This window comes from Streptococcus sp. DD10, assembly GCF_001578805.1.
Lineage (GTDB): Bacteria > Bacillota > Bacilli > Lactobacillales > Streptococcaceae > Streptococcus.
This window is the reverse complement of record NZ_KQ969165.1, coordinates 45,961-60,435: the sequence shown is the minus strand read 5'-3', so window position 1 is coordinate 60,435 and position 14,475 is coordinate 45,961. Positions and strand designations below refer to the sequence as shown.

The 14,475-nt window shown below is 34.0% G+C and carries 15 protein-coding genes and 4 pseudogenes; 14 read left to right on the top strand and 5 right to left on the bottom strand.

Going from position 1 to position 14,475, the window contains the following annotated elements; genetic code table 11:
• Positions 1-961: 961 nt before the first annotated feature.
• The 6 genes and pseudogenes from STRDD10_RS09170 to STRDD10_RS09155 form a co-directional block, all read left to right on the top strand.
• Positions 962-2,320: an aspartate kinase gene (locus STRDD10_RS09170; RefSeq protein ID WP_067195348.1), complete on the top strand. Its 1,359-nt coding sequence runs from the start codon at positions 962-964 to the stop codon at positions 2,318-2,320.
• 204 nt (positions 2,321-2,524) lie between these two features.
• Positions 2,525-2,699: pseudogene (locus STRDD10_RS10975) on the top strand (ISL3 family transposase); the annotation flags it as partial.
• 28 nt (positions 2,700-2,727) lie between these two features.
• Positions 2,728-2,910: pseudogene (locus STRDD10_RS10610) on the top strand (IS30 family transposase); the annotation flags it as partial.
• A 380-nt stretch (positions 2,911-3,290) separates the two neighbouring features.
• Positions 3,291-3,508: pseudogene (locus STRDD10_RS09165) on the top strand (site-specific integrase); the annotation flags it as partial.
• 75 nt (positions 3,509-3,583) lie between these two features.
• A complete protein-coding gene (locus tag STRDD10_RS09160) occupies positions 3,584-5,392 on the top strand; it encodes a DUF262 domain-containing protein (RefSeq protein ID WP_067195343.1) in 1,809 nt (602 codons plus the stop codon).
• Positions 5,393-5,487: 95 nt separating this feature from the next.
• Positions 5,488-6,042, top strand: a pseudogene (locus STRDD10_RS09155) (tyrosine-type recombinase/integrase); the annotation flags it as partial.
• A gap of 427 nt (positions 6,043-6,469) precedes the next feature.
• On the opposite strand, the gene STRDD10_RS09150 reads toward STRDD10_RS09155, so the two are convergent.
• Positions 6,470-6,793 carry a helix-turn-helix domain-containing protein gene (locus STRDD10_RS09150; protein ID WP_067195338.1) on the bottom strand — a complete coding sequence of 108 codons (324 nt, stop codon included), beginning with the start codon at positions 6,791-6,793 and terminating at the stop codon, positions 6,470-6,472.
• 135 nt (positions 6,794-6,928) lie between these two features.
• On the opposite strand from STRDD10_RS09150, the gene STRDD10_RS09145 reads away from it, so the two are divergent.
• A complete protein-coding gene (locus STRDD10_RS09145) occupies positions 6,929-7,168 on the top strand; it encodes a hypothetical protein (RefSeq protein ID WP_067195335.1) in 240 nt (79 codons plus the stop codon).
• Between the two features lie 7 nt (positions 7,169-7,175).
• Complete coding sequence (locus STRDD10_RS09140) at positions 7,176-7,616, top strand: hypothetical protein (protein ID WP_067195332.1); 441 nt, start codon at positions 7,176-7,178, stop codon at positions 7,614-7,616.
• Between the two features lie 205 nt (positions 7,617-7,821).
• Here the strand turns inward: STRDD10_RS09140 and STRDD10_RS09135 are convergent, their stop codons facing one another.
• Positions 7,822-8,391, bottom strand: coding sequence for a hypothetical protein (locus STRDD10_RS09135; RefSeq protein ID WP_067195330.1), 570 nt, complete (start codon positions 8,389-8,391; stop codon positions 7,822-7,824).
• A 218-nt stretch (positions 8,392-8,609) separates the two neighbouring features.
• Between STRDD10_RS09135 and STRDD10_RS09130 the strand changes: the two genes are divergently transcribed.
• From STRDD10_RS09130 to STRDD10_RS09105, 6 genes are all read left to right on the top strand, one after another.
• The gene (locus tag STRDD10_RS09130) at positions 8,610-9,002 is read left to right on the top strand and encodes a hypothetical protein (RefSeq protein WP_049524416.1); all 393 of its coding nucleotides are present in this window, start codon (positions 8,610-8,612) and stop codon (positions 9,000-9,002) included.
• Between the two features lie 72 nt (positions 9,003-9,074).
• The gene (locus STRDD10_RS09125; RefSeq protein ID WP_231853406.1) at positions 9,075-9,653 is read left to right on the top strand and encodes a hypothetical protein; all 579 of its coding nucleotides are present in this window, start codon (positions 9,075-9,077) and stop codon (positions 9,651-9,653) included.
• A 1-nt stretch (position 9,654) separates the two neighbouring features.
• Positions 9,655-10,377 (top strand): ATP-binding protein, encoded by a 723-nt coding sequence (locus tag STRDD10_RS09120; RefSeq protein ID WP_060956188.1) that lies wholly within the window; start codon positions 9,655-9,657, stop codon positions 10,375-10,377.
• A gap of 426 nt (positions 10,378-10,803) precedes the next feature.
• A complete protein-coding gene (locus tag STRDD10_RS09115) occupies positions 10,804-11,448 on the top strand; it encodes a replication protein (RefSeq protein ID WP_067195327.1) in 645 nt (214 codons plus the stop codon).
• A gap of 33 nt (positions 11,449-11,481) precedes the next feature.
• A complete protein-coding gene (locus tag STRDD10_RS11660; protein WP_067195325.1) occupies positions 11,482-11,661 on the top strand; it encodes a helix-turn-helix domain-containing protein in 180 nt (59 codons plus the stop codon).
• A 92-nt stretch (positions 11,662-11,753) separates the two neighbouring features.
• Positions 11,754-12,803, top strand: a complete 1,050-nt coding sequence (locus STRDD10_RS09105) for a site-specific integrase (protein ID WP_067195323.1) — start codon at positions 11,754-11,756, stop codon at positions 12,801-12,803.
• Positions 12,804-12,859: 56 nt separating this feature from the next.
• Here STRDD10_RS09105 and rpsI read toward each other — a convergent pair whose 3' ends face one another.
• From rpsI to STRDD10_RS09090, 3 genes are all read right to left on the bottom strand, one after another.
• A complete protein-coding gene (gene rpsI, locus STRDD10_RS09100; RefSeq protein ID WP_067195321.1) occupies positions 12,860-13,252 on the bottom strand; it encodes a 30S ribosomal protein S9 in 393 nt (130 codons plus the stop codon).
• An 18-nt stretch (positions 13,253-13,270) separates the two neighbouring features.
• Positions 13,271-13,717: a 50S ribosomal protein L13 gene (gene rplM / locus STRDD10_RS09095; RefSeq protein WP_001044624.1), complete on the bottom strand. Its 447-nt coding sequence runs from the start codon at positions 13,715-13,717 to the stop codon at positions 13,271-13,273.
• Positions 13,718-13,907: 190 nt separating this feature from the next.
• Positions 13,908-14,429 carry an NYN domain-containing protein gene (locus STRDD10_RS09090; protein ID WP_067195318.1) on the bottom strand — a complete coding sequence of 174 codons (522 nt, stop codon included), beginning with the start codon at positions 14,427-14,429 and terminating at the stop codon, positions 13,908-13,910.
• Positions 14,430-14,475 lie beyond the last annotated feature (46 nt).

Here is a 14,475-nt window from a genome sequence, read left to right as displayed (position 1 = left end):
ATCTTTTTTTATCTTTTTTATTTTGCCCTGTTGTAAAATGAAGTGCAACAGGGCAAAAATTTTTAACGCTCACAATATTGGGAAAATAAATATTTTAACGTCCAAAATTATTCCAGTAAATTATTCCTTTTCTTCACAACGACTATATTTTAAACTGATGTATCATTTCATTTATTTTTATCGTATACCCCTTATTTCTTATTTCAATGAAAACCTGGTATTTTATCTAGACACAAGTAAAGCAGGGTTTTATGAGGGGCTAGATTGCTTGCCTTTTATGTCCTAATCACTGTCACTTGTTTTAAGATATCTAATTGCATTTACTTTTTTATTATGTTTTCTGAGAGGAATGAGCTCGCATTATTCACCTATCCGATTATCAACAGGCTTGAAAAAACTTCTTGTTTGTGCTTATCTGAACCACTTATCAACGCTTGAAAGAGTTAGAGGATATTCTTTGATAATAGCATCATACTCATGCCTATTTCATGAAACTCAATGATTTATTGTTTAAAATCATCTGTAAACTGACGATGTATTTTTCTAGACATAAGCTTCTCCATTTCTTAGTGTTAGTGTAGAACAATTTATAAAATCTATCTAATTTAATGTGATTGATACAATAGGGTACTTCTAAAAACTAATTCCTTAAAACTAAGAATGTTGATTTAGTAAGGTTTCTATAGCTGAAACTTATCGCATTTTAGAGTTTTTAGAGGTGCCCAATATTTTTTTGTGAATCCATTTGGTCCTCTTTTTTTACTCAGCTCTTTAAACAGTTTGACAATATAAAAAGCAAATCATTCATCTGGTGTATCATAGTATACTCCCAAATAAATTAATTTAAATTTATACGGAATTAATCTTACTTATTTTCCTTCATTAGATAGGTTCTTTAAAAAACTACTGACAAATTTTCAGAATTTTGCTAAAATAAAAGAAATACTATTGAGGAGTATATATGAAAGTTATTAAATTTGGCGGAAGTTCTTTAGCTTCTGCAGAGCAACTTGAAAAAGTTTTACATATTGTCAAATCAGACAAAGAGCGTCGTTTTGTCGTCGTGTCTGCACCTGGAAAGCGTCATGCTGAAGATACAAAAGTGACTGATGCTTTGATTCGTTATTATCGTGAATATGTAGCTGGAAACGATATAAAAAAACATCAAGATTGGATTATCAATCGTTATGGCGATATGGTTAATGAATTAGGACTTAAACCAACTGTCTTAGAACAAATCGCTAAAAGTTTCCGTAGTTTAGCAACTCTACCAATTGAAAACAATCCCTTCCTTTATGATACTTTTTTAGCTGCAGGTGAAAACAACAATGCTAAATTAGTTGCTGCTTACTTCAATCAAAATGGAATTGCATCACGTTATCTTCATCCACGTGATGCCGGAATTTTCGTTACGAACGAACCCGGTAACGCACAAATTTTACCATCTAGTTATGACAAAATCGAAGAGTTGCGAGATAGCGATGAAGTGCTTGTCATTCCAGGTTTCTTTGGAGTAACTAAAGACAATCAAATTTGTACTTTCTCTCGTGGTGGTTCAGATATCAGTGGTTCTATTGTCGCTGCTGGTGTTAAAGCGGACCTCTACGAGAACTTCACCGATGTTGATGGAATTTTTGCTGCTCATCCTGGTATTATCAAAAAACCGAAATCGATAAAAGAACTAACTTATCGCGAAATGCGTGAACTCGCTTATGCTGGTTTCTCTGTCTTACACGATGAAGCTTTAATTCCTGCTTATAGAGGACAGATTCCCTTAGTTATCAAAAATACAAACAACCCCAGCCATCCAGGTACCAAAATTGTATTAGATCATTCAGAGGAACATCTGCCCGTTGTGGGAATCGCTGGGGACAATCATTTTACTAGTATCGAAATTTCTAAATACTTAATGAATCGAGAAGTAGGATTCGGTCGTAAAGTTTTACAAGTTTTAGAAGACCTTAACATTCGTTGGGAACATTTACCTACTGGTATTGATGATTTATCTATAGTACTGCGCGATAATGAATTAACACCTATAAAAGAACAAGAAATTTTACGTCAACTCACCCAAAAGCTTGAAGTAGACTCTGCTACAATTAATCATGGTTTCTCAATTATTATGCTTGTAGGAGAACAAATGAAAAGTCGAATTGGGGTGACAGCAAGAGCTACAAAAGCACTATCCGATAATAATATCAATATTAGCATGATGTCTCAAGGGTCTAGTGAAGTTTCTATTATGTTCGTTGTCAAAGAAGAAGAAGAAAAAGCCGCTATAAAAGCACTCTATCAAGCTTTCTTTGAAGAAGAATTATGATGCCTTAATTGTATTATAAAAAGTGATATCCATATAAACTTTTTTTGGCTCTATAATTTCTGTAGTGGGTAAATCCACTGTAGGAATTATGGGGCCTATTTTGTGTAAAAAAGTTCTATAAGAACTATAATGAACAGTGATCAATCATTATTAGAAAGGTTCTTATGGAATAAATTAACAGTCAGGGGAATGACTGTTAATTTATTCCATAAGAAACAAGCTGATGAGTTTTTCTGTTTGATTGAGAATAGTCTATCTGTTGTTCATCCTATCTTTTAGACTGTTTTTAAGACCTTTTTGAAAGATAAGAACAAGATTATCAACGCCTTGACTCTGCCTTATTACAGAAATTAACAACAACCTCATCAAGATTATCAAGTGAATTGCATTCGATTTTCGAAATTTTGAAAACTTTAAACGGATTGCTGAGAGAGTTTATTCCAAAGGGAGTTTCACTAAAAGATTTAAATCCAAAGCTTTTAGAAGACTACTCCAAAGCTATCAACGAAAGACCAAGACGAATTCATAACTATCAGTCCGCAAAAAAGCTGTTTGAGCTAGCTCAAACAGCTGGAAGAACACTCGCTTAATCAGAGGAATGACTTTGTTGCACTTGACTTGACAATTGGGGACTTTTTTATTTTAACTCAATACCACAAAATTTGAGAGAGATGGGACAGTGATACAGTATTATCTTTTCGTACTTTTTCTATATCTTACAATTCTTCATTTAACAGAATGCCAGCTAGATTATTATCTCTTTACTTAGTTAAAGAACTCTATTTAGCATTTGTATTATGGAGAATATTTCAAAATCTCAAATACGAAAGGAATTAACATTATGAAACCAAACTGGAATCGCACTTTATCAGAAGTGCTACAACAACAAACACAACCTATGACAATGATTAGCGAACGAACAGGTAGCGAATACCTTACCTATGTCATCCCAACCTTGATTGTAGCATCAAAAGAACTTCAAGAATGGTTTTCCGCCTTTGAAACAGATTTAGAATCTGGAAAAATACAATTCAAAGATTATGTATTATTCTATACCACATTTTTTCTAGGAGATAAAAAATCTGAAAGTTATGCTCCTCAATGGAAACATAGAAATGTTACACAAGGAGAAACTCAATTAGTGCAGGCTTTAGACAATATAAACAAGTCAAGTCCACTAAAGGAAATATATATTTTTTTGAAAGAAAACTAAAAAATTGATATAATTAGCTATGTTATAAACTAATCAAAGGAATTTTTTATATGACTACATCAATAAATGTTGATAAAAGAAGCGTCAAACAACTATTAGAGACTGGAAAGAATAAAAGATTTATTATTCCTGAATATCAAAGACCATATGCTTGGTCCGACGAACAAATCCAAGTTTTATTCGATGATCTAACTGAATACACACTCAATACAACAGAAGATGAAAATAATACTTACTTTCTTGGCACAATAGTTTCATATGAAAATGATAATAAAGAACAAGAAATAATCGATGGGCAACAGCGTATTACAAGCCTGTTTTTGCTGTTGAGAGCTATCTATACTAAATTAGAAAGTGGGGGTCCTGAGACTAATTTCTTGAAAAGTCAAATCGAACCAACAATTTGGAAACAGAATCCAACTACAGGAGTAGTTAACTTTAATGAAACCCTTATTAGTTCCCGAGTTATGGGAGAGGAGGGGAATCAAGAATTTGCTAATATACTAATCTCTGGAAAAGCAGATGAAAAATCAATTAGTAACTACGCTAAAAATTATAGATTACTACAGCAACTTGTTAATGATTATGCCGCAGATAATCCATTGTCCTTTTATAATTTCATTAGTAATATCTTAAACCAAGCTATCCTTCTCCCTATTACAGCCGATAGTCAAGAAACAGCACTCACTATTTTTTCAACTCTAAACGATAGAGGATTAGCATTATCAGATGCCGATATTTTTAAAGCAAAAATTTATAATTACTTGAATTCAGATGAAAAAAAGAAATTTATAGAACTCTGGCAAGAACTAGATGAACAAGCTACAAATGCTGGGGAAAGTATTCAAAAGTTGTTTTACTACTATATGTTTTACTTGAGAGCGAATGAAAACGATCGCAAGACAACCACTCCTGGTATTAGAAAATATTATGCAAAAAATAATTTCGAAAAACTATACTCACAGGATTTAATGCAAAACTTAAATGCCATTTTAAATTTGTGGATAGTGATAAATAATAGAGTCTCACTAGAAAATGAAAAATGGTCCGAAAATATGGAAATAAAACAAATTTTGGATGCTCTGACCTCTTATCCTAATGAGTTCTGGAAATATCCTGTTGTCATTTACTATTTACACTATCATCATAAAGACACATTTGAAGATGATTTTCTTATTTTTGTGAAGAGATTATTAGCAGTTCTTTCTGCAAAATATATCATAACACCAACAATTAATGCTGTCAAAACTGGAATATTGAATTTAAATGCAGAAATAATTAACTCAGCACAACCCAAATTCAATTTCGGGCAAATCGATGAGAAAGAATTGTCAGATAAAATCAAAACTGCGCACCGTAATACAGTGAGGATGATATTAAAGATCATAGCTTATCAACATCAATTTGAATTATTACCAGAAAAATGGGAAATTGAGCATATTCTTCCTCAAAAATGGCAATCAAGTTATTTCCCAACTAATTCAGATTCTGAAATCAAAGAATTGGTTGAACATATTGGAAATAAGATCCCTTTTGAAAAGAAGCTCAATATTATCGCAAGTAACGGATACTTTGCTAAGAAAAAAGAAAGCTACAAGAAGTCCAAAGTTGGCATCTTATTTGAGTTAAGTCAAAGCAATAACAATTGGGGACTTGATGAAATTAGAGAACGTGATATTCGTATTTCTGATGAATTCGTTGGAATACTAAACGAATGGGGCTTAAACCAATCTGAGGCAAATACTGAAGAATTATTACTATTTATACCGGAAGAACGATTTTTAGACTATCTTAATTTTATAAAGATTTTTAAAATGGAAGATACAAATGAATCAAGAGAAAAATTTTTGAGTATATAGAAATTTAACAAAGCACTTTAGCTGATAACACATATTCTGTTACTATCAACTAAAGTGCTTTTTTACATGTATTTAGTAGTGATTATAGATGTATTTATACGCTCTTTTATACGACTTTCTTTCTATCGGATCGAAAATCAGAATCCTATGCTTTACAGTGGAAACACATAAACTTTTCTAACGGTGAAATTCTCATAGAACAAGCATTAGACCGTTTTGGAAATGTAAAATCTACCAAAGGAAACAAGAAAACACTTTTTAAAGCACCAACGGAATTAATGGAACTTTTAGCGAATTGGAAAACAAAGCAACGGGAGGAACTAAAACTATTCGGTCTAAGGCAAAGTCAGAAACAGTTTGTTTTCACCTATAACGATCGTTCAAACAATATTAACGTTCCGCTCCATACTGACTATCTAAACCATAGGATGAACTCCGTAAGACGTAGACATCCTGAACTAGCCCCAGCTTCCCCACACAAACTAAGACATACAGGAGCCACGTTAGCTAAACAAGCTGGTGTTTCACTCGAAGTTATTTCCGAAGCCCTAACTCATAGTGATAAAGAGATCACCAAGACCTATGTTAATACTAAAGATACTGTCAATCAGACTGTCGGAGATATTGCATCTCGTAGCTTAAAAAATTAATGGTGGAAATTTGGTGAAAACTTTCGATTTTTGGGACAAAAAAAGACATCCAAGAAAAAATTCTTGAATGTCTGTAAACGTTGATATATCGCTGATAATTAACGTTTTGAGGCAACTGACTTTGTCAGATTGCAGCCACATTTAGTATGAAAATATAAAAAAGAACACCCCGAAAGGTGCTCTCTGTAAGTATAGTAATTCTCTCGAATTAACGTTTACTAAATTTCCCAATTGAAAACTAAGAATACTCAATCCTCACAAATCCCTTTATATCAACATCTTACAGTTTGAAAGTTCCATGAAAATGGACTGAAATCCGTTCATTTGGATAAAATTGACACCAATTAACACCATAAAATAGACTAGTCATCTATCTCGTTTTGAGGTAGATTATTTTATTCTCATTCCTTACATTCTGGAAGCTGGGCTAATCTAAATCCGACAATTCTAGAATTTCTTTAAATAATTTAATAAACTTATCTGGATAGTGGTTAGACTGTATATTGAATACTAATTCTGATAAATCTGGACTAAATTCTTCAGAAAAAGGGAGGAAAAATTCTGAAGGAGAAATTTTTAAACCGTTAAGTATTTTTAGCAAAGTCTCAACAGATAAATTTCGTTTATCATTTTCAACAAGATTAATAAAGGGAAGACTTAATTCACTTCTTTCAGCAAGCTCCTGTTGAGTGAGTTTCATTTTCATGCGATAACTCTTAATTTGTAACCCAATAGATAATTTTTTCATCATAAAAGATTTCCTTTTCTTTTAACTATTGTATAAATAATTATCGAAAAGATATATTCTTTATTGTATTCATTTTATAAATAATATTTACAATGTAATAATTTTGTGATAAAATGTTAAAAAGGAGGTATAGTTTAGATGGCTTTAATTATTCAAGAAGTCGCAGATGAACCAGGATGTGCTGGTTGTGGATGTTTTGCAGTTATAGTTCCAATAATAATAGTTTACTTATTCAGAGAATCAATTATAAGTGGCATTATATCGTTATTATCAGGATTACTCACAATCGCCTTATGGTTACTTGGGATTATCGCAGTTGCAGTTCTAGGTTTCTATCTTGTAAAATATCTAATAGAGATAATAAAAAATAGAGAGTAGAAAAACTATGATAATAATTAGAGAAAAACCATTGTTCCCCATCGGTCTAATCTTAGGAGCTATCATTACAACTCTCCTGTTGGTAATAGTTTTATTAAGTAATAGTGGTTTCTTTTCAAAAAATCATACTTACAAACAAGGAGAAATAGTGACTCTGCACAATGTAGATTTTGAATACAAAGAATCTATCACCTTAGATGATAAAAATGGTAATCATATATTAGAAGAGTTAACAAGAAAAGGTTTTAAGAACACAATAGAATATAACGGAAATACCTATGAATATTTCGAAACCTATTATAACGATTTTACAGATTACATTTATCTTGATAGGTATCGTAAAGTAGAAAAAGGTACATCAGAAGAAAAATGGGGTAACTCCTACAAAAGTATGTTTCTTAATGTAGAGGCTGATTTTGATGGTACAATTATAAAAATAGCCGATTAATTATAGCAACTCTGTAAGTTAGAGTTGCTTTTTTGTTCAAGGATAAATCTCTTTTTAAGACTAATTATCCCGACAACTTAATGAAGCCAGCCAATCCCCTAATATCTATAATATTTTATCTTTGGTTTCCATTAATCAAAAGCACTCTACGGCTCATGCCATAAAGTGTGGGTAAAAGTATATCAATTTCTTGTCGAGATTTATTTTAATCATTTCCTTTATTCTTAGGAATATCATGCCTTGTTTTAATACCATCATAAATTAGTTCAGGTATCTGCTCCTCAGCCAAGCCTTTTCTCGCATTATTGAATAACCAATTCAATAGAAAATATTTATCATAAGTTTTACCTGTTAGAGAATTGTAATAATTCATTGCAACTAGCCCACTAGTTGCTTTTTCTATACAATCTAATAAACCTAGTTCTTTTAATTGCTTAGCAAATCTAAGTGAATCTTCTTTTAAATAATCCTGAAATATTTTTTCTCTATATATCGTATCTACAACAGAGAAATTCAGAATTATATCAAATATTTTGCTATTTTTTTTAGGTACAGTGACAGGAACTTGCTTTTTATATTCTTTTTCATAGCGTTTTAATTGTGATAAGGATAAATAACCAGATTTTTTAGTATATATATTATAATCAAAAAATTTTTTTAAAAATTGTTCTTGTGATAACTTAAGCTCATGTCGTTGCTTAAATAAAATTTCAGATAGATTTTTAGAGATAAAATCTATCTGTTTTTCTTTCTTTAAATCAGAAAAATGAAACATATATCTCCTCCTTTTTCACCATTATAACATCTTTTTAAAAAAGTATCAAAAGTAACGTGTTATACGACACCAAGCAACGCTAAAAACCTCATTGAATAAATGTTTTGTTTCGTGTACAATAGTGTCATAAGTTAGCTAACTAATTCAAATATAGACCGTCCTATCGTTAAAAGTTAAAATTGCTAGTCAGACGGAAGATGAGCAAAGGAGGCATTCTTATGTCTAAAGAAAAAAAATTATCAGTAGGCAACTACGAAAGCGCGAGAGCATTTTTAGATGCTTTATCAACTTCTATTGATATCTCGTCAGATATCAAAGTAATTGATACCAACACTGGAGTCATTAACGAAGGTCAAGAAAATCAACGGCTATGGGCTTCGCTAATATGCGTAGATGTCGAACTCTATGAACAGTTCGCTAGTATTGGTCAAGAAAATTACTGCCCGACGTTCAAAGTCAAGTTGAAGAACTATCAAAATGAGAGTTTAGATGGTTTGGTCAATACTGACATCATACTTAACAAGTATGACTTGTCATTTGTTCTTGACAAGTTGAAGCAACCGGTCGGACTCGCTCTTGTAGCTGAACTTGCTGATATTTCATTAAGATAAGTGACGAACATAGTGAGTTATCATCTGCATTGTGTAGATGATAACTACTCACTATATGACGAGGTAACATATATGTTGATACAAATATTCTTTTATCTTATTCTTGCATTATTTATATGGCAAGGTTTTAATACTCTATACATCTCTCTAAAACGACAGTTTCTCATTCTGTCAGATGAGGTTGTTAAGAGAAATGAAAATTTATGGGAACAATGCCTCTTGTTAACAGGCAAGCAAGTTAAGTTTATAACTACATTGATTCAAAATGTCACACTTTGGTGGTTCAATAAGAAAGCTGATGAACAACTACAAGTCCGAAAAGGTACTGTCTTGCAAAACGTGGTCAACCATCTCAATCAAAACTTATCTCATGATTTACAGTTAAAAACTATAAATCCTGCTACCACACGAGGTATAGATGTTTGGATCTATCTCGCTAATAATCTTGACACAAACTCCCAAAAGGAGCTTGAAGATTATTTCATGGGAGTGTTGGCTAAATACACAAATGAATTTGCTCTTGACTATATGCACATAGAAATGAATGTTGGTGCTGGTTGGGTTGCTAAATTTGATGTCAAAACAATTGAAGAAGCAACACACAATCGTATGGCAAGACAGACTGAAATCATTCAAGAAGAGGACTTCTAATATGATTAAAAACGTTTTCGAGGTCAACAGTAGGGGACACCCTTCCCCTTTCAACATTGACATAAACCGATATTTTGCTTGGATTATTGCAGGACCGTCTGGTTCAGGGAAATCAACCTTCTTGCATAGATTTATAGGTCTTGTAGCAACCCATGATACATCTGCTGAAGCTTATTTTATGGATTTTAAAGCTGATGATGAACTATTCTCAATGTCAGGGACTCATGTAGCTCGTGGATTCAACTGTCTTGATATGTTTGAAACTATTTATAATCGCTTTGAAAACAGATTAAGCAAGGTAGAAACGAATGACCACAATCTATATCTTATTTTTGACGAGTGGCAAGCATTTCTAGCTTATCTTGAACAAACTGATAAAAAGAAACACAAGGAAATACTGTCTAAAATGCTAATGATGAATAGTATGGGCAGAAGCCTAGGCTTCAGGATAATTTTATCCAGTCAGCGGTTCTTATTGGTAGATTTGCCTGGACGATATAACTTTAATTGTGTCATCAGTTTATCAACTAGCTTTTTGAATGCAAGCAATAACAGACAGTTACTTTTCCCAGATATGGAAAAAGACGAGGTCATCGTCAAGCCTAGAGGATATGGGTATTTTCAAATAGAAGGCGAACCTGTGAGAATGTTTCGGACTATTCCAGTTAAGAATCAGCAAATTTTGAATCTACGAATTCAGGAGCTTTTCTCGAGGTATGAGTAGCGATTTTCCTGCTATGCTTATCTTGGCGACAGTATGCTTCCTAATTACTTGCTCATCGGTATAGTGTCGGCACATACCTACTGGCAGGAAAATGGAGACTTGCAAGGGCTTGAGGGGTGGAGATTTTTCATAGTGGAACGTAGCCCTTAAGGCGAGAGTGAAGCGAAGAAAAATACTACCCGTCCCTTGCAAGTTGACAAGCGTATTTTTGATATCTTAGGATACATCGGGCAGGAGAGGCTGGGGTTTGGGGCAAAGCCCCCAAATTCTACCCTTGCCTTGAGCTGAGAGTAGTTATCATATTACTTTGAGCTGAGGGCAAGAATTTATTTTTAATGCTAGTATTTTTTTGAATTCATTGGGGTTACTACGACCCCCAATGAATCAATAATCAATAATCAATAATCAAAAAAGAAAGAAGCTGAAATGGTAAAATCTAAAGAGAAACGTTCAAATAAGTGGGCATTCTTGCTTTATCAAGATAGTGCTCCTGAAAACTACCTTGATATTCTTGAAGAAATGCACATCCCATTTGTCTTGAGCCCATGGCACGATAAGGATATTAACAAGGAAACGGGAGAATTTAAAAAATCCCACAAGCATGGAGCATTATATTTTGATTCACTCAAAAGTTACTCTCAAGTTTCCGAACTCCTAACAAAAAAGTTGAATACACCTGCTCACGTTGAAATAGTCATGTCACCAAAGGGTATGTATGATTATTTTACACACGCAGAAAATCCTGATAAGACACTTTATAATATCGAAGAAATAGAAAGTGGTTGTGGCTTTGAATTGGATAAATTTCTGATTGAGCACAATTCGGGTCTATTTTTAGAAACAGTTATTGATGTTATTACTGAAAATGATTTTACAGAGTTTGAAGATTTAGTACGGTATGCTAGATTTAATGATAATTCTCTACTCGGTCTAATCATTGAGCGGACTTATTTTTTCACAAAATTTTTAGACTCAAGACGTCACAATCCCCAAAATAAAGCAAAAACCTCATCAGAGCAAACTTTGGCGATCAGGTCTGATGAGGATAGCACAGAAGATGGTATCTCCTGATACCTCTCATTATATCATAGAAAGAGGTAATTTATGGTGAACCAGCCATTACTATTAACAAGACAACAAGCTTCTGAACTACTTGGCATTGACCCAAAATCTTTTGACAAGTACATCAGAAATCATCCTGATTTGCAATGTTTTATGATTGGTAAGCAGGAACGCTACCTGAAATCCAAACTTATAAGATTCATTGAAGCTCACTGTGATTAACGGATAACGATTGATAAAATGAGATTTTTCATATACACTATATGTGACTAGTCTATTTTATCAATCATTTTTCATATAGAAAGGCTGATAAAATGGCAACTATTACGAAACGTGGAAATTCTTTCCGTGCAACTGTATCACTCTACAAGAAAGGACAATACAAACGAGAAACCAAAACATTTTCTAACAAACAAGACGCTGAATTATGGGCTCTTGAAATGGAACTCGAAAAAGGACGAGGGAAAGATATTGCTGAACGCTCTACCCTATTTACTGACTTTTATCGTAACTGGGTTAACTCTGTAAAACAGAGTGAGGTTCGTGAAGCTACTTTCGTCAATTATAAGCGAACACTTGTAATCGTGGACGAACTGTTTGAGGGAATGCGACTAAAACACTTGGATGATTTAGTCATGCAGAAAAAGCTTGATAAATACGCTGAAACTCACTCCAAAAAGACAACCAAAGAACTTGTTTTAAAAATCAGAGGTTCACTCAAATACGCATACGCTAAAGGATTGATTGCAAATGACTTTGGTTCACTCTTAAAAGCAAGGGGGCAAGAGCAACCTAAGCGTAATGTCCCTCTATCAGTAACTGAGTTTAGGGAACTCAGAAAATATTGCCTCGACCACCAAGAAGAGGACGAGTTCAATATTCTTGTACTTCTTGCCTTAGAAACTGGTGCAAGGCGAGGTGAACTACTTGGATTGAAGAAAGAAGATATTTTTGAGTATGGTATCAATATACGCAGGTCAATCAGTCCTATTAGTGATGATACTCAACTAAAAACAAAACACTCAAAACGGGATATTTCTATCAACCAAGATATCTACTTCGCTCTAATGTCTCTAGTAAATAAAAAAGAGAATTATATCTTCGACTGGAACGGATTCAGACAAGCAAGCCAACTCCAAAAACTTTTGAAGAAACTAGACCTGAGCAAAACAACTTTTCATGGTTTGCGTGACACTCACGCTTCTTTCCTTTTTTCAAAAGATATTAGTTTAGATTATATTTCTCGTAGACTCGGACACAATAGTATTCTGACTACCCAGAACTATTATCTTGAGCTGATGCCAGAAAAAAAGCACCAGCAAGATGCCGATGCTTTAAGTCTCTTAAACGATTTATCACTATAATTAACACCAACTGACACCAAAAAGTGCCTGTAAACGTTGGTATAATAAGGTTTTGATTAACGTTTACTAAATTGTGAAGCTTTACGAGCTTTCTTAAGACCTGGTTTCTTACGTTCAACTTTACGTGAGTCACGTGTAAGAAGTCCTGCGCGTTTCAATGAATCGCGGAAGTCTGGGTCTACTTGAAGAAGGGCACGAGCGATACCGTGACGGATAGCTCCTGCTTGACCAGCATAACCACCACCTACAACGTTAACGAAAACGTCGTAAGCACCTACAGTTGAAGTAACTGCGAATGGTTGGTTAATTACAAGACGAAGGTCAGCGTGTGGGATGTACTCTTCAACATCTTTTTTGTTAACAGTGATTTTACCAGTTCCTGGAACAAGGCGAACGCGTGCAACAGCGTTTTTACGACGTCCAGTACCTGCATATTGTGCTTGTGACATACTTTATTGTTCCTTTCCTTAGATAAGTCCTGAAATATCAAGAACTTCTGGTTGTTGTGCAGCATGAGTGTGCTCAGCTCCAACAAATACTTTCAACTTCATACCTTGAGCGCGGCCAAGAGTATTGTGTGGAAGCATACCTTTAACTGATTTCTCAATCAAACGTACTGCATTTTTAGAACGAAGTTCACCAGCAGAGATTTGTTTCAATCCACCTGGGTGGTTTGAGTGAGTGTAATAAATCTTATCAGTTGCTTTTTTACCAGTCAATTTCACTTTTTCAGCATTGATAACAATTACGAAGTCACCAGTGTCAGTGTGTGGTGTAAAGGTTGGTTTGTTTTTTCCGCGCAGTACGCTAGCAACTACTGCAGAAAGACGTCCAAGTGGCACATCCGTTGCGTCAACGACATACCATTTACGTTCAACTTGGCCTGGTTTAGCCATAAATGTTGTTTTGTTCATGAGTTCTCCTATATATAGTGCGATTTTTGTTTACGATGATGGGTGTTCCTTCCCATCGAAAAGTATTTGGAAGGTTCCGGGGCCTTTCAAATGGGGTAAACAATACCGTCTACTATCATACCAAATTTTAGCCCTAAAAGTCAACCTATTTACATCGAATATTTGGATTTTTTATTCCTATCTCACTTAACTAATCTAAAATCTTCATCATATTTGTCAAATCTTCGATTTGTTTACTATCCCATGGTCTCAAAATTGGCTTCTTCAAGTCAATTTGTTTACTCATCTGGTTCAGATTAGACTTAGTAACGGCCACGCGCTCCTCCAACTCTCTAGCAGATACTCGAAGAGCTCCTTGAGCAAACACCGTCCATTGTTCGTTTAGATCACTCGTTGCAACGGATACTTGGTGTAGTGGTGTATTCATTTCTACAGCCAGTCGCTCTATAAAATCATCAGCTGTTTCATCCTCCTCTGTAAAAACAACTTGAACATTAAACTCCTTATAAGTTTGGCGAACCCCAGGCATATACTGAGCATCAAATACACAGATAATTTCTATCCCTTCAAAACTTGCATAATGACTTAGCTTTTGAAGGAGGATATTTCGAGCTGCATCTAACTCACTCTTTTTAAACAGTTGTTGTGTTTCCTGCCAAAAAGCAACCATATTGTAGCCATCAACAAGAAGAATTTTTCTTTTTAAAAGCATGCATATTACCCCCAATCCAGTCTAGTACTCTTCGAAAATCTCTTCA